This window comes from Nitratireductor luteus (assembly GCF_026162365.1).
In the GTDB taxonomy this organism is placed as follows: Bacteria; Pseudomonadota; Alphaproteobacteria; order Rhizobiales; family Rhizobiaceae; genus Chelativorans; species Chelativorans luteus.
Genome location: NZ_JAOANW010000005.1, coordinates 145,103 through 164,126, shown reverse-complemented (window position 1 = coordinate 164,126; position 19,024 = coordinate 145,103). Strand labels below are relative to the sequence as shown.

General features: G+C 62.0%; 17 protein-coding genes. 1 reads left to right on the top strand and 16 read right to left on the bottom strand.

Going from position 1 to position 19,024, the window contains the following annotated elements:
- Positions 1–41: 41 nt before the first annotated feature.
- From N1058_RS07695 to N1058_RS07630, 14 genes are all read right to left on the bottom strand, one after another.
- Positions 42–1,016, bottom strand: coding sequence for a TRAP transporter substrate-binding protein (locus N1058_RS07695; RefSeq protein WP_157384585.1), 975 nt, complete (start codon positions 1,014–1,016; stop codon positions 42–44).
- 56 nt (positions 1,017–1,072) lie between these two features.
- Positions 1,073–1,837 (bottom strand): maleate cis-trans isomerase family protein, encoded by a 765-nt coding sequence (locus tag N1058_RS07690; RefSeq protein ID WP_082143958.1) that lies wholly within the window; start codon positions 1,835–1,837, stop codon positions 1,073–1,075.
- On the bottom strand, positions 1,834–2,340 hold the full coding sequence (locus N1058_RS07685; protein ID WP_265516926.1) for an acyl-CoA thioesterase: 507 nt from the start codon (positions 2,338–2,340) through the stop codon (positions 1,834–1,836). The genes N1058_RS07690 and N1058_RS07685 overlap by 4 nt, the downstream gene beginning before the upstream one ends.
- Complete coding sequence (locus N1058_RS07680) at positions 2,337–3,482, bottom strand: FAD-dependent monooxygenase (protein WP_265516925.1); 1,146 nt, start codon at positions 3,480–3,482, stop codon at positions 2,337–2,339. Before N1058_RS07680 ends, N1058_RS07685 begins: the two co-directional genes overlap by 4 nt.
- 28 nt (positions 3,483–3,510) lie before the next feature.
- Positions 3,511–5,184 (bottom strand): AMP-binding protein, encoded by a 1,674-nt coding sequence (locus N1058_RS07675; protein WP_265516924.1) that lies wholly within the window; start codon positions 5,182–5,184, stop codon positions 3,511–3,513.
- Between the two features lie 21 nt (positions 5,185–5,205).
- Positions 5,206–6,450, bottom strand: a complete 1,245-nt coding sequence (locus N1058_RS07670) for an alpha/beta fold hydrolase (protein ID WP_265516923.1) — start codon at positions 6,448–6,450, stop codon at positions 5,206–5,208.
- 429 nt (positions 6,451–6,879) lie between these two features.
- Positions 6,880–7,737: an HpcH/HpaI aldolase/citrate lyase family protein gene (locus tag N1058_RS07665; protein WP_265516922.1), complete on the bottom strand. Its 858-nt coding sequence runs from the start codon at positions 7,735–7,737 to the stop codon at positions 6,880–6,882.
- A gap of 259 nt (positions 7,738–7,996) precedes the next feature.
- On the bottom strand, positions 7,997–8,935 hold the full coding sequence (locus tag N1058_RS07660) for a cyclase family protein (RefSeq protein WP_420847956.1): 939 nt from the start codon (positions 8,933–8,935) through the stop codon (positions 7,997–7,999).
- 159 nt (positions 8,936–9,094) lie between these two features.
- Complete coding sequence (locus tag N1058_RS07655; RefSeq protein WP_265516920.1) at positions 9,095–9,841, bottom strand: glucose 1-dehydrogenase; 747 nt, start codon at positions 9,839–9,841, stop codon at positions 9,095–9,097.
- 47 nt (positions 9,842–9,888) lie between these two features.
- A complete protein-coding gene (locus N1058_RS07650; protein ID WP_265516919.1) occupies positions 9,889–10,566 on the bottom strand; it encodes an ABC transporter ATP-binding protein in 678 nt (225 codons plus the stop codon).
- 2 nt (positions 10,567–10,568) lie between these two features.
- Positions 10,569–11,309, bottom strand: coding sequence for an ABC transporter ATP-binding protein (locus N1058_RS07645; protein WP_265516918.1), 741 nt, complete (start codon positions 11,307–11,309; stop codon positions 10,569–10,571).
- A complete protein-coding gene (locus N1058_RS07640; RefSeq protein WP_265516917.1) occupies positions 11,309–12,298 on the bottom strand; it encodes a branched-chain amino acid ABC transporter permease in 990 nt (329 codons plus the stop codon). The genes N1058_RS07645 and N1058_RS07640 overlap by 1 nt, the downstream gene beginning before the upstream one ends.
- Before the next feature lie 3 nt (positions 12,299–12,301).
- Positions 12,302–13,249, bottom strand: coding sequence for a branched-chain amino acid ABC transporter permease (locus N1058_RS07635; RefSeq protein ID WP_265516916.1), 948 nt, complete (start codon positions 13,247–13,249; stop codon positions 12,302–12,304).
- Between the two features lie 31 nt (positions 13,250–13,280).
- A complete protein-coding gene (locus N1058_RS07630) occupies positions 13,281–14,585 on the bottom strand; it encodes an ABC transporter substrate-binding protein (RefSeq protein WP_265516915.1) in 1,305 nt (434 codons plus the stop codon).
- Between the two features lie 552 nt (positions 14,586–15,137).
- On the opposite strand from N1058_RS07630, the gene N1058_RS07625 reads away from it, so the two are divergent.
- Positions 15,138–16,649, top strand: coding sequence for a fumarate hydratase (locus N1058_RS07625; protein ID WP_265516914.1), 1,512 nt, complete (start codon positions 15,138–15,140; stop codon positions 16,647–16,649).
- A 19-nt stretch (positions 16,650–16,668) separates the two neighbouring features.
- On the opposite strand, the gene N1058_RS07620 is transcribed toward N1058_RS07625, so the two are convergent.
- Together N1058_RS07620 and N1058_RS07615 are read right to left on the bottom strand one after the other, a co-directional pair.
- Entirely contained in the window at positions 16,669–18,141 is a 1,473-nt protein-coding gene (locus N1058_RS07620) for an aldehyde dehydrogenase family protein (protein ID WP_420847953.1), read from the bottom strand.
- Complete coding sequence (locus N1058_RS07615; protein WP_265516913.1) at positions 18,138–19,013, bottom strand: HTD2 family dehydratase; 876 nt, start codon at positions 19,011–19,013, stop codon at positions 18,138–18,140. The genes N1058_RS07620 and N1058_RS07615 overlap by 4 nt, the downstream gene beginning before the upstream one ends.
- Positions 19,014–19,024: the final 11 nt, after the last annotated feature.

Below are 19,024 nucleotides of genomic sequence, written 5' to 3'. Positions count from 1 at the left end.
GCCGGCCGGACGAATCACGGCCCGGCGGATGCCGCACTGGTCTATTCGAGCAGTAGGCCCGCACCTTCGACGATGTTGCGCAGGCGCCCAGCGGCGTCGGCGTCGCGACTGGCAGCAAAGCTCCAGGAGCCTTCGACGATGGCGTGAGACAGGCGCGCTGCAACTTCGTCTGACAGGGTCAGGCGCTCCATCCCAGCTTCCGCCATCCGCTCATGCTCTTCCTCATTTAGCCGATCGTAGGTGCCGGGCATTTCGTTTTCCAACACCTCTGCCTGGTCAATGAAGACCTTGCGGACGTCCCCGGGCAGGCCGTCCCAAAACGTCTGGTTGGCCAGAATGACGTGCGGCGACGACACCCGGGTATCAAAATAGCGGTCGGTCACCTCGGTGAAACCGTAGCCGGTCGCTCCCGCCGCGGGAAACAGCGCCCCGTCAACGACCCCGCGCTCAAGTGCGCTGAACATCTCCGCCGGCGGAAGAACCACCGGCGTTCCTCCGATTGCGCTGATATAGGGATGCTGCGGCGGCAGCGCACGGATCTGCATCCCCGACAAGTCTCCCGAACCGGAGAGATCGCGGTTGAGGTAGATCCAGTAGCCGTGACCTAACGGCACCGAGATCGCGTGCAGACCAAGGGCGCCGTAGGTCTCCCGCACAACCTCCATGGCGCGGCTTTCGCGGAATGCCTGCGCATCTGGTCGAATGCTCTCGAGCCCGGTCAGAAGAGTCGCCGAGCCGGTATGGAACCCCGGATACGTGCACAGCACCTGAAACAGGCCATTCTGCGTGGGTTCCAGCTGTTCCAGCGGCGGTATGGTCTCGGGGCCTGACATCTGAACGACGATCTCGCCACCCGAGGCTTCGGTCAGAAGCTCCGCATAGCGGTCGCAAATCACGACCGAACCCGGATAGCGGTCGTCCCAGGTCTTGAGCATGCGGACTACGGTTTCGGCCGATGCCATGTTGGCGATGGAGACGAGAGCGGTGCAGGCAAGCAGTTTCGCAAGGGTCTTCATTTTTGGTTCCTCCCATTGCTTGCGCGCCATTGTCGGCGCTGTCGGTTTGGTTGAGATTAGGCAGCCGGCTGCAAGGCTGGGGCGAGGATCGCTCCAGCCGCCGGGGCTACCGGTTCGAGGTTCATTTCCGTAAGCATCGCCCGGACCGTGCACGCGGCAGCCGAGGTGACCGGGATACCGAGGCGCGCCTCGACGGGCGCCAGCGCCGGTAGCGATGGCATCTGCACACAGCAAGACAGCACCACCGCGTCGACCCCCTTTGTCTCGAGGCGTTTGACGTCCTCGACGAGGGCCATCGGATCGCGGGCAGCGACCGCCAGATTGTCCTCGATCTCGAGCGCTAGGCTGTCATGGATCTCGAAGCCCTCGCTTGCGATGTAGTCGGTGACACGGTCGGCCAGCGGCTTCATGTAGGGCATCAGCAAGCTGACACGCTTGACTCGAAGTTCCTTCAACCCGTCGACCAAAGCACCGGCCGAAGACACGACTGGGATCTCCTTGCCCTCTTCCGCGATAGCGCCCTCCAGATTGGATTTGGACACGCAGTGATAGCCAAGGCCCTGGCTCATGATTGCGACGAGGCAGGCATATCCCATCACGTCCACGTCAGCATCGGCGAGCTCTCGCGCACAACGCAGCGAATCCCGGTCCATCGCGGTGAGTTCTTCTTGTGTCACCTTCTTCATACGCATGCGGCTCGAGTGGAATGTGAACCTCTCCGGTCGGATCGTCTCACGTGCTCGCAGCATTGCCGGGATCTCGGTTTCCATCGTGATGTTCGATGAGGGCACGATCTGGCCTACGCGATAGGCGCGCATCAGTTTTCCTCCTTGTTTGCGGGATGTGCCGCGGCGTAAGCGACCACGCGGTTCTTGAAGCTCTCCGGAAGCGCCACCGCGACACGGGTCTCGTGGCTGAGTGTCACGGGCGATATCCGTGCGGTGAACGCCAGCGGGCCCTGCCGTTTGCCCTCCGCCTCCAGCTTATGGGCGCGGATGTGCAGGTCGAACGTACGGGTACGAATCTCGCCGACACGCACCTCCATGTCGAATTGAGTGTCGAGTGGCAGACGATCGCGGAAATCGATCTCGACGCCCCGCACCGGGAAATCGACGTTGAGCCGATCCTTCAGCGTGTGGATCGACCCGCCGAGCATCAGGCTGATGAAGGCTTCGTGAGCCGAGACGACATAGTCGAGAAAACGCGGCGTGTAGGCGACACCCGCCGGGTCGCAGTCGCCCCAGCGCACAACGCGCCTGAGCACCAGAGGCTCGTCCGAGATGACTTCCTCGGTTGGTGGAAAAAACGCGTAGGGGATCGTCATTGCCCCACTCCTTCGCGTTCGGCCGCGCAGGCCGCCGTGAATTCCGGGTAGTCGGCCGCGACACGGGCGGCATCGACACGGCTGGTACGGGTGAGATAGGTGAAGGCGAAGTCGTGCGGCGATTTGGCCTCGGCCATGTGCCGCCCCATCTCCTCGTACCAGGTGTAGCTTTCGCGCGCCGCGCCGATCAGGATATCGGCCGCGGGTTTGCGCCCGGCGACATAGGCGGCGAGCACCGCCTCGATGTCATCTCTCTCCTCGAGCGCCTTCACCAGCGCGATCGAATCCTCCATCGCGATGCGGGTGCCGGAGCCGATCGAGAAATGCGCGCGCCGAACAGCGTCGCCGATCAGCACGCGATGGCCGAAAGACCAGTTGTCGTTCCAGACCGGCTGGAAGTTCCGCCATTCGGACTTGTTCGAGATCAGCGGTTGGCCTTGAAGATCCTCGCGGTAGAGGTCTTCGACGAACGCCTGGCGTTCGTCATCAGTCATATCGGCAAATCCGCAGCCGTCCCATGCGGCCCGGTCGCACTCCATTACGAAGGTGCACATCCGATCGGTGTAGGGATAGTAATGGGCACAGAAGGCGCCGCCGCCGGCGTTGCGAAAGCTGAGCGTCGGCCGGTCATGCAGCCGCTCGGCACCGTACCAGGCGAAGGCATTGGAGAGCTGACTGCCATGTGTGCCGAACTCGGCCTCGTAGGTGCGTCTCAGCGTGGAGTTGGCCCCGTCAGCCCCGATTACGAGGTCGGCGTCTTCCACCACGCGGGGGTCGTTGATCTCGTCGTGATGTGTGACGTTCACCCCCACTTCAGCACAGAGATCCTGCAGCATGTTCAGAAGCGTCAGGCGTTCAACCGCTCCGCCGTAGGCCCGCCCCTCGATCGAGACGGGCTTTCCGTTCAGGATGATCTCCTGGTTACCAAGATCCTTGGTGATTGCCTGGAGTCGCTCGAAGCTCTCGCCGTCTGCCGCCTGAAGCCGCGCGAGCCCCGCGCCCGCCAAAACCACGCCGAAACCGAAGGTCGCGTCTGGCGCGTTGCGTTCGTGAACGTTGATCTCGATGTCACCCAGCCGCTTACGCGCCAGATAGGCGAAGTAGAGTCCCGACGGTCCACCGCCCAAGATATTGATCTTCATGTCAGTGCTCCTTGCCGATCAGCGAGTTTCAGCCGTTTTCCGCAGCATCCTCGGCCTTGAGGATGTCCGCGATACGCTGTCTGAGAGCGACCTTGTCGAGCTTGCCGACCTTGGTGAGCGGTAGCACGTCGATGGGCTCTATCCGCTCGGGCCACTTGAAGATCGCCAAGCCCGCGCCCTTGAGGAACGCGCCCAGTTCATTGATGTCCGGCAGCGTCGCACCCGGCCGCGCTACGGCGTAGAGGCAGATGCGCTCACCATGGGTGGGTGACGGCATTCCGACGACGGCGACGTCGCTGAAGGCTGGATGGGCCATCACCGCTCGCTCGACTTCCTCGCAGTTCACCTTCTCGCCCGCGCGGTCGACGACGTCCTTAATACGACCCTCGAACGAATAAAATTTCATGCCGTCGATCAGGTGGCACTTCATCAGGTCCCCCGAACGATAAAAGCCCTCGGAGGTGAAGGTCTCGGTGTTGCGCTCGGGCGCGTTGTAGTAGCCCCGGATCGTGTACGGCCCGAATACAGCCAGCTCTCCGATCTCACCCGCCGGAACCTCGTCCTCACTACCAGGCCCGAGGAGCCGCACCTGGTCATGTTCAGAGATCGGTGTTCCGCATGTCTCGAACCGCACGTACTCGCTGTCGCCCTCGCGAGTGAACATGATCGTGCCCTCGGTCATTCCGAAGATGTGATGACCGGGCACGCCCATGTCCCTGGTGACGATCTCGGCGGCGTCGGTGGAGAAAATCTCGCGCAGATTGCCCGTCGGGATCCGGCCTTCGGCGATCTCCGTCTTCATCCGCATGATGATGGGCTTCGCCGCGCCCATGACCGTGGGGGTCAGCGCGTTGTGCACCTCGCGCATCGCATCCTGGTCGACGCGAGGTGTGGCGATCACCGTGCCTCCAGACATGATGAATGGACCCCAGCCGCAGCCCATGTTGAGGTTGTGCGCAAAAGGCATCGGCACGAAAAGACGGTCCTCGGCCGTCCAGCCCTTGAAGGCCATGACCTGACGCATGTTATAGAGATACTCTGCGTGTATCCGCGGGATGATCTTGGGCACACCCGTCGTGCCGCCGGACAATTGGAAGGCGGCGACTTGCCAGGGATCCTGAGGAACCTCGGCCAACCTGCGCCTGGCATCCTCCAGGTCGCCTGTCATCAGATCGGCCAGGTCCACGGCGCCCTCGCCCGCTCCCCCCCGGGTCGAGACGATCAACTCCAGCCCCGGCACCTCGCCCTGCATCTTCTTGGCGAAGGCGTGAAAGTCGAACTTGCCGGCGTTGCTTTCGATGAAATGCGCTTTCGCGCCGCCGAATAACCCGAGATAGCCGATTTCCGCCTCGCGGTGGGCGGCAAGCGTGCAGATCGGAATGATGCCGGCCTTCCAGCAGGCAAGGAACGAGATCAGCGTTTCTGGCGTGTTTGTCAGCTGGAACAGTACGCGGTCGCAGGGGGAAAGCCCCAGACCCAAGAGACCGGCCGCGACCTTGTCGGTCGTCTCATCCAGCTCGCGATAACTGATACGGCCCTCAAGCCAGATGATGGCGTTGCGGTCTGGGTGGATCTTGGCGGCGGCGCGGAAGCCGTCACCAAGCGTTTCCGAGGTCAACGCTCCTGTGGCGTGCCAGCGCTCCAAGTCCGCCGGATCGGGATAGACCACGCCTTCGATGGGATTTCCGGGTGCGAATGTCATGTTCTCCTCCCTTCGACCTCCTCAGGTCGACAGCCTGTCCTTGAGCCAGCCACGGATCGCCTGTCCCGCCAGTTCCTGACCGCTCGGCTCGCCCGCCGCGATGGGCTGGCCGTGATGGGTGCCGCGCACCACTGCCAGGTCCTTGTCGCTAGTCGCGAAGGCCCCGAAGATTTCCTCCAGCTCCTTGGGGAAGACACAGGCGTCGGCGGTGTACCGGATCACGAAAGTCGGCTGATCGATAGTCGGCGCGCAGCGCAGAATGCCCGCCTTCGAGGTGAGCCCGGACCATGTCGAAAGCCAGCTTTCTGGCGTGCAGACCTTGCCGAAGCCGACGCCGTTCATATTCGTCTTGAACGGATCGCGACCCCAGAGCGAGCCGAAACTCCTGTCGGTCGGATCAATCGTGAGGTCCCAGTTCCTGAGATCGGCGTCGGTTCGCGGCACATCGAAAATCTGCTGCCAGCCGGCGGTCAGCCGGGTGATCTCATCCGCATCGCCGACCTTGCCGGCCTTGCGCGCCGCCATGCGTACGCGGACCATTTCGCGCGCCGCCGCGTCAATCCGCTCGACGCGCGCCCTTTGCTCGGTGCGGTAGCGGGCAACGAAGTCCGGCGTGTAGCGTGCACCGTCCGGTGAATAGCCGTTGGCCGTCGAGAATGGAAAGAGTGATGGATCAACTGACAGTGGGTCGTTCTCGTCCGTGACGGAGGGGTCGAGAGAGTTCATCAGAAGCAGCCCCTGCCCCGGATGCGGCGCTACGAAGACCAGGAGGGCCGGTCGCGCCATCGGCGCGTCGGCCAACTTCACCGGCCGCCCGGCCGGCGTCTTCGTTTCTCGGCTCGTAGGGGCCAAGTTCGCCTGTTCGGTGTAGTAGGCATAAAGCCCGGCCCCGCCGGAATTTCCGACCAGCACAATTTGGTCATAGCCACGGTCCTTGAGGAACGCCGTTCCCGCATCCACATCAAGCACCGCCAGTTCGTGCTCGAGACGCAGATCATTGCCCGCGCTTCTTGAACCCTGGACCCAGGCAGCCGCCCCAGCATCCAGAAGCTCCGGCACGAGGTAGTGCGTCGCGAGGATTTCCCGCGGATGCATCAGACAGCAAACAGCCTTCTCCCCGCCACGACGGTAGAGGTAGCCAGTCACGTTGGCCCCATCGACGGTCGTCAGGGTGCGCACGGTCGCAACGAGCCCCCCGGGAAGACGATCCTCGTTCCATTGGGCGCCTCGCAGACCGGCCAGCGGTTCGAAAGCTCGTTCGGGCATTCCTCTCTCCCTGTTCACCCTCATGAATCCATATATTTGATACTATGTCAATAAAAATTGACTTGGTATCAAATATAGCCCCTTGCCTGCATTTTGCTTGCAGGCCAAGCGTGCATAAGGGTCATAAGCGTTCAGTTGGGATTGGGCGATTCCGTTTCGGCTTGCGACGCCGCGCGGTAAGCATGACTACGCCGCCAGAAGCCGAGAGGACAATCGGAGCCTGTAGCGTATATCCGGTAGGTGTGGGGATTGACGGTAGCGGCCCTCCGCTACCAATTTTTGCTAAGCGATTGATTTTACACATAAAAACTTGTTACGTGGTAGCGGTTTAACTCTCATTCATGTATCACAAACATATGCTCTTGTTATGACCTTCCAATGGGGGAGCAAGAATGGCACGTGAGCCCCAAGAAGGCTCCGTTAGCTTCGCTATTTCGTCGCGATTGCAGATGCAGGATCCGTGCCACCAGCGGCGCCACCAATCTGACCGCATCGCCTGAGAATGGAACGCGCGCGACAACGAACCGGCTCGTCTACCATCAAGCCGTCCACGGCGGTCGCGCCATCGCCACTGGCCAGCACTTTGCGCGCCCAAGCAATCTCCGATGCGTCGGGGCTAAAACCGGTGAGCACGTGCTGTACCTGCTTCGGGTGGATGCACAATTTCCCGCCGAACCCGAGACTGCGGGCATGCCGGGAATCGTCGATCACGAGCGTCGCGTCGTCGATAGCTGTTGTGACACCGTCAACGGGTGCGCACTTGCCAGCCAGACGCGAAGCAAGGACCAACTCGAACCGCGCCGACAACAAGGCATCTTGGGTATTGGCGCATGCGATATCAGCGCAAAAGTCGATGGACCCGAAGATCAGACGTTCGACGGCAGGCAGCTTGGCGATTGCGCGCGCGTCTGCGAGGCCGCGAGCCGTCTCGATGAGGGCGACCACAGGGACGTGGCGCCGTTCTGCCAAAGCGCAGATTCCTTCCAATCCCGGCGCCAACTGGGCCTTCGGTACGACTATACCCGCAAACGGTACATGGCCGACTGCGGCCAAATCATCCGCGTGCCACTCCGTTCCGATGCCATCAATGCGCACGAGCACGGGCAGATTCGTAAAGTCAGCGTGCAGGGCAGAACGGGCCGCCACTTTCGCTTCAGCCGGAACCGCATCCTCGAGATCGATAATGATTGCGTCGGCGCCGGAAGCAGCCGCCTTCTTGAAGCGCTCGGGTCGGTTGCCGGGGACAAACAGCGGTGCGACAAAGTCGAGACTGCGGCCAATGTCCATGCGGCTATCTCCACAATTGCGTTGATTGTTAAGCGCTCGTCCCTATTCGCGTTCGACTTGCGGATCTGCCTTGGCTCTTTTGGCCCGCCCGCGACCGAATAAGACACGAATTGCCCTGTGGCTTTGGGGTCCAATGTCCAACTGCTCCACAAAGGTACAACAGCGTAATATGGCACTGCCTCGCTAAAGCAGGGGGGGGGCGGAGCGCTTCCGCCCCCGGGGGTATGTCCGATTTGGCGTACGGGCTTTCCACGCAGCGCTACCTGATCGCTGTTGGGTTGATGATGGCTTGGACGCCACCCGTTATCTTCGAATGGCCAAGCACGAACATGAACTCCCAGACCTTATCGCGCACCATTTCGGCAGTGTTCATGTTTTCCAGAATGTAGATCCCGCTCTTGGGAATCAACTCCTGATGCACCTCGAACACGCCTGTCCCTTCCTCGAACGGAATGACTTCAACGCCCCAGGTGTCAGCGCCGACCGCGATCACGTTCTTTTCGGCCAGATAGCGAGCGCCATCCAGACCCAGCCCCGGTTCGGCGCTGATATAGCGTTTATCGTCCTGTCCAACCAGCGAAAGCCAGCCGGTGTAGAAAAGCACGACATCGCCTTCCCGAATCTCGACACCCTGCTTCTCGGCCTGAGCTTCGATTTCCGCTCGGTTGAACGCCGTTCCCTCTTCAAGCATCTCGACGCCGAAGTGGTCCGTCATGTCGAGCAGCACCCCGCGTGTGACGATATTCGGCACCTTCTCGATGCCAAGCTGCTTCAACCCGTCCGCCTGCACGAAAACGCTGTTCTTGTGGCAGTTGTAGTAGACATTGTTGATGCCGATATGCCCGATCCCGTCGATCTGCGAGCCGGTGCCGACGTAGCCCATGTAGATGTCGTCGTTGTAATTGGTGTTGGTCGGCCCCAGACCCACGCCGCCGGTCTGCCCGGGCTGGTTGATCACCAAAGCCCAAGAGCGTGGGCCGAACGCGGGCGTATTCTTGTTCACCTCGACCCCGAGCGAATAGGTCTTGCCTTCCGTCACCAGCTTGGCAGCCGCCAGAGCCAGTTGCGGAGACAGAAGGTTCGCCGCGCCGATCTGGTCTTCCGGCCCCCATTTGGATTTGCACCACTCTGGCGCATCAGGCGCGTTTGCCGGCCACTCCTGCTGGCCGCTCTCCTGCGCCAGGACCCCTGTCGCCATCGCGGCGGCCGAAACCAGGGTAATCAACGGAATGCGAAATTTCGTCGAAAACATATGCTCCTCCTGAGTTGTCGGCGGGAGCGCTTTCGAGTTTGCTCCCGCGACGTCGTTTGAATTGCATAAAGAACCGTCCTTCCCTCTCCGCTTCCTCCTTTCTGATCAGACCGTCCGGCCGCCATCGACCTCGAGCACGACGCCGGTGATGAATTCTGCCTCGTCGGATGCGAGATAGAGGCAGGCATTGGCGATGTCCTTCGGCTCGGACATTCGGCCGAGCGGGATCGTGGCGATGAACTTGGCGCGGTTCTCCGGCGTATCAGGCACGCCCATAAAGCTTTCGAGAAGACCGGTCGCGCCCATGACGGGGGCGACGCAATTGACGCGGATCTTGTCCGGCGCAAGCTCGACGGCCATCGAGCGGGAGAGCAGGTTCACCGCGCCCTTGGTGGAATTGTACCAAGTCAAGCCCGGTCGCGGGCGGATGCCCGCGGTCGAGCCGATATTGAGGACGACGCCGCCTCCCTGCTCGCGCATGACCGGTACGATCGCCCTGGTCATGTGGAACAGCGCCTTGACGTTGATCGCATAGACCTTGTCGAACTCCTCCTCGCTCACTTCCATGATCGGCTTGTTGCGGTGCGTCCAGCCGGCATTGTTGACGACAATGTCCAGCCGTCCGTTCGACCTAGCGGCCGCGATCGCCTTTTCGACATCCGCGACGGATGTGACATCGCCCGCAACGGCTTGCGCATCGCCGCCGATCTTTTCGGCCTGCGTCTTCGCGCCGTGTCCATTGAGATCCATGATCGTCACACGCGCGCCTTCTCTGGCGAATGTAGCGGCGATTTCGGCTCCAAAACCGGATGCCGCGCCGGTGACGAGTGCCGATTTACCCTTCAAGCGCATATTCACTCTCTCCATTTCATTGGTCATGCGTGTGCGGCGCATCGTCCTCACGCTGTTTCAGCCTCGACTGGTGGCATTTCCTGGATTTCGCCGCGCTCGATCGTCACGGTGCGTTCAGCGAAACTTTTCAGCAGCCCGGGATTCGATTCGGTGATGACCACGGACAGAGACCTGTCGTGGTCCCTGAGGGCGCGCAAAGCCTCGGCGTAGCGATTGGCCAGCACCGGAGCGAGCCCCTGAAACGGCTCGTCGAGCAGGATCAGCTTGGTGCCGATCATCAACGCCCGCCCAAGCGCGACCATCTTGCCCTGGCCGCCGGACACGGACCCGGCCGGGCGCGGCCCCATCTCCTTGAGTTCGGGCAGGATCGTGTAGACCCGGCCGAGCCGCCGCTTTGTCTCTCCCGCCGAAAGCTTTGCCACGCGCGCCGGCAGGAGGATGTTTTCCTCAACGGTGAAGGCGGAAAACAAGCGCCGATCCTCCGGTGCGTAGCCGATCCCGAGACCCGGCCTCATATGCGGCGGCACCTTCTGGATATTCTGACCGTCCAGTTCGATATCGCCTGTCGAAGCCAGAAGCCCCATCACGGCTCGCAAGGTGGTTGTCTTGCCAGCTCCGTTACGGCCGACGAAAGCGACGGTCTCGCCTTCACCTACCGTCAGATTCACGCCGCGCAGGATCGGGATCGATGCTATCGAGACCTGCAGGTTCTTCAGCGCCAGCATCGTCAGCCTCCGATCACTGTTCGAATGACTTCGGGGTCCGAAAGCACCTCCGCCGGCGCCCCTTCCTTCTGAATGCGGCCCGTGCTCCACACAGCGACACGGTTGGCGTACCGCGACACCATCTCCATGTCGTGTTCGACGAATACGGAAGTGACATGCTGCGCGCGCAGAGCGCCGATGAGCGTATCCATGATCGCGAATTTCTCCGACGACGCGACACCCGATGTCGGCTCGTCCATCAACAGCACCGTCGGCTTGAGCGCCAGCGCCAGGGCGATGTCGACAAGCTTGCGCTTGCCTTCCGGCAACTCGGAAGCCATCCTCTCCTTCACGTCCGAACATCCGACCTGGTGGAGAATGGCCTCGGCATCCTCGCGTTCGGGAATATCCGCCAGCCTGGAGAAGGGTGCCAACCGGCCAGCCCGGGAGGCCGCGGCCAGCAGCATGTTCTCCAACACGGTCTGTTCCGCGAAAAGCTGCGGAATCTGGAACGCTCGCGCGATTCCCAGCCTTGTGATTGCGCGCGGCGACTGGCCAAGCAAGTCGCTGCCCTTGAACGTCACGCGTCCTGCCTGCGGCGCCAGATAGCCCGTACAGATATTCAGGAACGTCGTCTTGCCTGCACCGTTGGGGCCTATGATCGCCAGATTATCACCTTCAAAGACATCGAGGGCGATACCGTCGGCAGCGACGACGCCACCGAACCGGATTTCGATGTCCCGAGCCGAAAGGAGGGCCGTCATTACGCAATCTCCCCGGCTTTACCGATCGACGATTGAGAGCGCTTCTCCTTGACGCCACGAACGCGATTGCCGAGCTTGATCAGCGAACCAACGATGCCCGATGGTGCGAAGAGAATGATGCCAAGAAGCACGACCCCCAGCGTGAGCTGCCAGGTATCGCCCAGATAGGCTGCCGCCGTGACCCGGATGAATTCGAACACATAGGAACCGGCGAGCGCGCCCGTGACGTGTCCCGCACCTCCCAGTATGGCCACGAACACGAACTCGCCCGAGCGTGTCCAGTACGCATAGTCCGGCGTCGCGATACCCTGGAAGACGCCGACCATCGCTCCGCCAACGCCGGCCAGCACCGCCGAGACGACATAACCGATCAGCAATGTCCGTCGCGGCGATATCCCAAGATATTCCACGCGCGTCTCATTGGTCTTGATCGCCTTCAATGCATGGCCGATCGGACTGTCGAGCAAGCGCCAGACGCCATAGATCGAGACGACCAGCAGGACGAGCGCCAGATAGTAGACCCCCAGCTCAAAATCCGAGCGTGAAAGCTGCTGACCGAAGAAGGTCGGCCGCGCGATGCGGAATCCGTCCGATCCCCCGGTGATATGAATGAATTTTTCGAGCAGCGAGAACAGCACCATGGAGAAGGCGAGGTTCAACATGGCGAAGAAGATGTAGCGGTAGCGGACAACGAATATCCCGACGAAAAGACCGGCGACGACGGACGCTCCCAGCGCCGCTACAAGCAGGATGACGATCTCGCCACCGCCACCCATCCATCGCCCGACGAAGCCGGCGCAGTACGCGCCCACCGCGAAGAACATGGCGTGGCCGAAGGAGACCTGCCCCGCCTGAAGCAAGAGGATGATGCCGATAACCGGCAACGCCTTTGCGAAGACGATGGTCAGAAATGCGTCCCACTGCGGGAAGAACAGCGGATTGATCGCCGCGAGCAACACGAGAGCGGGAAAGATGATGCGCATGATCATGATTCAGATCTTCCTCGCGGTCGACTTGCCGAACAGGCCCTCGGGTCGGATAAGCAATACGAGCACCATGATGATGTAGGGCATCACCACCTCAAGCTCGGGAGCGAAGAAAACCGCCATTGAACGACCGAGACCTATCATCAGGGCCGCGACCGCCGCGCCCTCGATCTGGCCAAGCCCAGCCGTCGCGGCGACCGCGAAGGAGAGCACGATCATCTCCGCCCCCATCCCCGGCAGAACCGAGGTCGTGGGAGACGCCAGCGCTCCGCCTAACGATGCGAGGGTGACGCCGATGACAAAGGTGAGAAAGAACACGCGCCGCGCATTGATCCCCACGGCAGTCGCCGCCTCACGGTCCTCCGTCACTGCGACGATGACGGATCCAGCCAGCGTGTATCGCAGGAACCAGCGCAGTCCGAACAGAACCGCCAGTGCGACCAGCGGCAGGAAAAGCGTCTGGTAAGCGGTATAGGTGATACCCGCGATCTTGACGTTGCCAAGCAGCCGTAATGGCTCGGAGTAGAAATAGGGCTGGACGCCCCAAATCAGGCGCTGCGCATTGTCGAGTATCATGAAAACCGCGAAGGTCACCAGAAGCTGAAGCGTTTCCTCATGTCCGTAGATGCGCTGGAGCAGGAAGCGCTCCATGAGACCACCCACAACCACGCCCACCAGCACCGCGGCGACGATAAACATCGGATATGCGAGCCAGGGCGAGAGTCCCGCGCTCGCCAACGCACCTCCTATGCTGGCCGCTGCATATGCACCGAGTGCATAGAAGCTGCCGTGAGCCACATTGAGGATGCGCATCACGCCGAAGACGAGGGTCAGTCCGACGGCGACCAGAAACACCAGCGCGCCATAGGCAATACCATCGAGAGTGGCGAGAACGAGAACTTGCACGGAAGGAAGCCTCCTGGAACCGGTTCGAAGCGGACGGCCGCGCCTCATTCAAAAAAGAACTCGGCGCGGCCCGGGAGGATCACTCCCCGTGCTTGTATTCCGTGACTTCGATATCGATGAAGCTCGGGTCGAGCGTTCCGATCCAATCCAGCGAGTTCTCGCCGGCAGGCGCCATGATGTCCGCCGCGTCGAAGATCATCATGTCATCCATAATCGGGAAATCGTACTCGTTGACTGTCCGTGATACTCCGATCAGTTGGGCCTCCAGAGCCTGATTGTCCTCGCGGATCGTCAAGGGGCGGCCATAGCCCTGGAATTCCAGGCCCTCCATCGCTTCGAGCACCTGGGCCCGGTCGGGGAATTCTCCTCCATTAGCCTCGGCCGCCTTGTCGTAGGCCGCCTGCAGCGCCGCGAATGCCTGAGCCATGTGGAAGGCGGGGTAGATTGGATAGTCGCCGGTCCGCTTTCGGAAGCGCTCGACGAAGTCGCCAAGGTTCTTGTCGTCCCGCAATTCCGGGTGCAAGAAATAGTGGTCACCGCGAGCGCCGATGATCACGCCGTCGGGCAGCACACCGCCGAGACGCTGGATGGACGATTCGGCGAGCGGCAGCACGAATGTGGAATTCTGAAACAAGCCGCGCTGACTGGCCTGCTGGACTAACGTGTCGAGATCGCCACCCCACGAGGTCGACAGGATCACGTCGGGCTGCGTGGCGAGCAGGCGGGAAATCTCAGCCGAAAAGTCGGGGGCACCGAGGCGTGGGAACAATTCAGCGACGACCTGGACATCTGGTTTCAGCTTCATCAGCGCGCTGGAGAACAGCTCCCAGCTATCGCGACCCCAGGCATAGTCCTGATTGATGACCGCGATCGTCTCGAAATCCGGGTTTGTCTTCAGCAGGTAGAGCAGCGCAGCCATCATTTCCGGCGTCGCATTGGCCTGCGTGCGGAAATTGTACTTATACTCTGCCTCCTCGAAGATGCGCTGGGTGCCGCAGTCCCAGAGAATGTTGAGCACTTCCAGGTCTTCGAGCAGCGGCGTCAGGTTGATGCAGTTGCCCGACGAGATCGCGGCCATCATCACATCCACGTCTAGGTCCTGGACAAGCCGGCGGACCTCGGTCGTCAGCGTTTCGGCGCCAGCCCCTTCGTCGACGAAATGAAGCTCTACCGGCACACCCTGTATGCCGCCTGCCTCGTTGATGCTTTCGGCAATCATTTCGGCCGCCGCCTGCGCGGGAACGCCGAAGACGGACGCCGGACCCGACGTGAACGTCGTAATGCCGATCTTGATGTTCTCGGGCGCGTCCTGGGCGAGCGCGGTCTGCGCGACTCCCAGTCCAAGCACTGTCGCCATCGACAGAATGATGCGTCTTGCCTTCACGGGTTCCTCCATATGATACGGCGCAATAGTTGCGCGCTCCTCCACTTCCGCGATGGTCCTCGTCTTGCGCCAGCATTGCAAAGACAGATTCGCTTGGTGGGCTATAACGCCCCGATATAGCTGCATGAACGTCTTTGCCTGCGGCGCTCTTATAGGCGGCATAACGCTTCGCTATTGGCAATCGTCGCCGGGGAGCTGCAAACTTGCGACCATAAAGGGAGGTACATCGTGGCCAGTCACTCGTCATCCGAATCTGTCACGCGGTCATGCGCCGCCAGTCCGCTCTCGATACAGCAGGTGTCGCTGGCAGCCGAGGAATGCACGCTCAAGGGAAGCTATATTGGCAGCTGCATTCCATCGCGTAACATACTGCAGTATTTCGAGATGTACCGGCGCGGAATACTGTCCGTCGACAGGGTGCTGTCGGGAATGGGCCACTTGAGGGAATCAACGAGGCGCTCGAGGATCTGGAAAGCGGTCGCATCATCCAGCACGTTTTCCTGCCGTCCCGGCGATAGGCGAGCCTCTCCGCCTGGCGTAGGATGACGGATCATGCCCGAAGTTGCGGAAGAAGATGTCATCCAAAGCATCGCCGAGGCGCTGCAGTTCATTTCCTATTTCCATCCCGCCGATTTCATTCGCCATCTCACCCGCGCCTATGAGGGCGAAGAGAGCGCGGCCGCCCGCCAGGCGATCGGCCAGATTCTCATGAATTCGCGAATGTGCGCGCTCGGCCGCCGGCCTATCTGTCAGGATACCGGCACCGCTAACATTTTTGCCTCCATTGGGGTAGGCGCGCGGCTGAGAACATCTCGTTCCCTGCAGGCGCTTGTCGACGAGGGCGTTCGCCGCGCCTATCGCGACGCGGACAATCCCTTGCGCGCCTCGATCGTGCTTGATCCGCTCGGCGCGCGGAAAAACAGCGGCGACAATACGCCGGCCATTCTCAATACGGAGCTCGTGGAAGGCGAGCGCATCTCATTCGATGTATCCGCCAAGGGCGGCGGTTCGGAAAACAAGGCCCGCTTCACCGTTCTGGAGCCGTCGGAATCGGTTGCCGACTGGGTCGTCTCGACCGTGGAGAAGCTGGGCGCCGGCTGGTGCCCCCCAGGCGTGCTGGGCATCGGCGCTGGCGGCAGCGCCGATAAGGCGATGCTCCTCGCCAAGCAGGCGCTGAACGAGCCGCTCGACATGTTCGAGCTGCGCCGCCGCGGGCCAGCGTCGAAAGTGGAGCAACTGCGCCTGGAAATTTATGAGCGGGTCAATGCGCTCGGGATCGGCGCACAAGGCCTGGGCGGGTTGACGACGGTCCTCGACGTGCGCATCCGCACATTTCCCACACATGCAGCGTCATTGCCTGTTGCGCTGATTCCGAACTGCGCGGCGACGCGCCACGTCCATTTCGAACTCGACGGCGGCGGCCCCGCCAGCTTCGATCCACCGGACCTTGCCGATTGGCCGGAAGTGGTGATCGACCAATCCTCGTCCGCCTTCCGGCGCGTCGACCTCGACAATCTCTCGCAAGCCGAGATCGCCGAGTGGCGGCCTGGAGAGACACTGCTTTTGTCCGGCACGCTCTTCACCGGACGAGACGCGGCACACAAAAAGATGGTGGAAACGCTCCGTGCCGGCGGAACGCTGCCCGTCGATCTGAACAACCGCGCTATCTATTATGTCGGTCCCGTCGATCCAGTGGGCACGGAAGTGATCGGTCCGGCTGGACCCACGACATCGACGCGGATGGACCGCTTCACCGAGGAACTTCTCGCCGCGACCGGCTTGCGCGTCATGATCGGCAAGGCCGAGCGCGGCCCCGCGGTGATCGAGGCCATTGCCCGCCACCGCGCCGCGTATCTCATCGCCGTAGGCGGAGCGGCATTCCTCGTCTCCAAGGCGATCCGATCGTCGCGCGTCGTGGCCTATCCGGAGCTTGGAATGGAAGCCATCCACGAAATGCGGGTCGAGGATATGCCGGTCACCGTCGCCGTCAGCCACGACGGCCAGTCGATACATCAGATCGGGCCAGCACGCTGGAAGGGTCGGGCCGCGCTCGAAACGAGCTGATCCGTCCGCGCCTTCCTGCTCAGTCGTGCTTGAAGACGAGCGTCTTTAATATTGTGAATTCGTGCAGAGCCTCGAAGCCCTTTTCGCGGCCATGGCCGGATTTGCGTACCCCGCCGAAGGGCAGCTCGACGCCGCCGCCCGCCCCATAGGCATTGATATAGACCTGCCCCGCCCGGACCTTGCGGGCAACGCGTGTGGCCCGCTTGGCGTTCGAACTCCACACGCCGGCGATAAGGCCGTAATCGGTGCCATTGGCGATCGTGAGCGCGTCCGCCTCGTCCTCGAACGGTATGACCGAAAGGATCGGTCCGAACACTTCCTCGCGCGCCAGGTTGTTTGCCTGGGGCACCGGGCCAAACAGCCTCGGAGCCACAAAGAAACCGTTCTCGGGCGCCCCCTCGGCGATCTTGCCTTCCGCAAGAACGGCGATCCCGTCATCTGTCGCCTTCGCGCAGAAGCGCTCGACGCGACCCTTCTGGCGCAGGCTGATAAGGGGACCGAGATCGAGATCCATATCCGGCGTTCCGGCCTGCAACTTGCCGAAGCGTTCCGCCACCGCGCCGACGATCCGATCGTAGCCGGAACGCTCGACCAGCAGACGCGAACCGGCCGAACAGGTCTGGCCGGCATTCTGCACGATCGCGTTGACGAGCGTGGGCAGCGCCTCGTCCAGATCAACGTCGGAGAAGACGATCTGAGGCGACTTGCCGCCAAGTTCCAGCGTACACGCAATGTGGTTCTTGGCCGCTTCCGTCTGCACCAGCACACCGATCTCGGGGCTGCCAGTGAAGGAGAGGAAGTCGACGCCCGGATGCGAGATCAGCGCCTGCCCCGCTTCCGGTCCAAGACCGGGAATGACGTTGATCGCGCCGCCCGGGAAGCCTGCCTCGGCGGCCAGTTCCGTCAGGCGGAGGGGCGTCAGGCAGGCTTCCTCGGCGGGCTTCATCACCACTGCGTTTCCGGCCGCCAGCGCCGGTCCGAGCGTGCGGCCGTACATCTGCGCCGGATAGTTCCAGGGAATGACATGGCCGGTCACGCCGTGCGGTTCGCGCTCGGTGGCGACGAAATAGCCGTTGAGGAACGGGATGGTCGTACCGTGCCATTTGTCCGCAGCGCCGCCGTAGAATTCGAAGTAACGGGCACAAGCCGCGATGTCGGCCCTGGCCTGCTTCATCGGCTTGCCGCAATCGCGCGCTTCCAGCGCCGCGAGTTCGTCCGCATTGTCGAGGATCAGCAGGCCCAGCCGGGCAAGCAGCCGGCCGCGCTCGAACGCGGCGAGCTTTCCCCATTCCCCTTCATATGCGCGCCGCGCGGCCTTGACGGCACGGTCTATATCCTCCAATCCACCGGCAGCGATACGTGCGAAGACGCGTCCCTCGGCTGGCGCGACAACATCGATCTCCTTGCCGGACGCGGCCGGCGACCAGCGATTGTCGATAAAGACACCTTTCGATGCGGCGATGCCGGTATCTGATGACATTTGAACGTTCATGACGATTTTCCTTCCCCGTGTTCCTGCACGCTCGCTTCCATATGGATGGTGCCGGAAACACCTTCGGTGATGAATAGGGAGCTGTTCTCCGCCGATTGACGGGCACGTATCGGGTTTCCCGCGATCGCCGGCGATAATCCGCGATAATCGAAGTGGCGCGGCGTTCGACCCATGCTTACGGCCGTGAGATTGTAGAGCAAGGTGGCTTGCAAGGGCCCGTGGACGACGAGGCCCGGATAGCCCTCCTCGCGCGTCGCATAGTCCTGGTCGTAGTGAATGCGGTGGCCGTTGAAGGTCAAAGCGGAATAGCGGAACAGCAAGGTTGGCGTCGTCTCCACCACCCAGGAGCCGTCGATCATGTCCGCGAATCCTGCGTTCTCATCGGATCGCTTGACCGACCGGCCGCCGCCCGGCCTCGCCGCTTCGCGATAGACGATGTCGTGCCGTTCACGAATGGCAAGGCCGCGCGGCGTGCTGTAGTCGTGGTGCATGGCGACGAACCACAATTCGCCGCTGCGTCCCTGCTTGCGCGTGATGGAACCGATTGTCGATTCCCGTCTCACGCGGTCTCCCACGCGGATGGGTCCGTGGCTCTCGACCCTGCCGCCGGCCCACATCCGCCGTGGCAGTGGTATCGGCGGGAGGTCGCGGTTTTTTGCCGGGTGCCCGTCCGCTCCAAGTGCTTCCATCGGCGCCATCGCCGGTGACAGGCACCAATGGATGCCGAGCGGCGCCTCCCCTTCCCCCAACGGTGCCAGGTAATGGCCGAACGTGGCGCGGAAGCTCGCGACCAAGCGCGGCGTGACGATATCCTCTGTCTCGCTTTTGCGTCCTATCCATTCCGCGAACGGATTCTCGTCCATGCTGCGCATTCTGGCCTCGT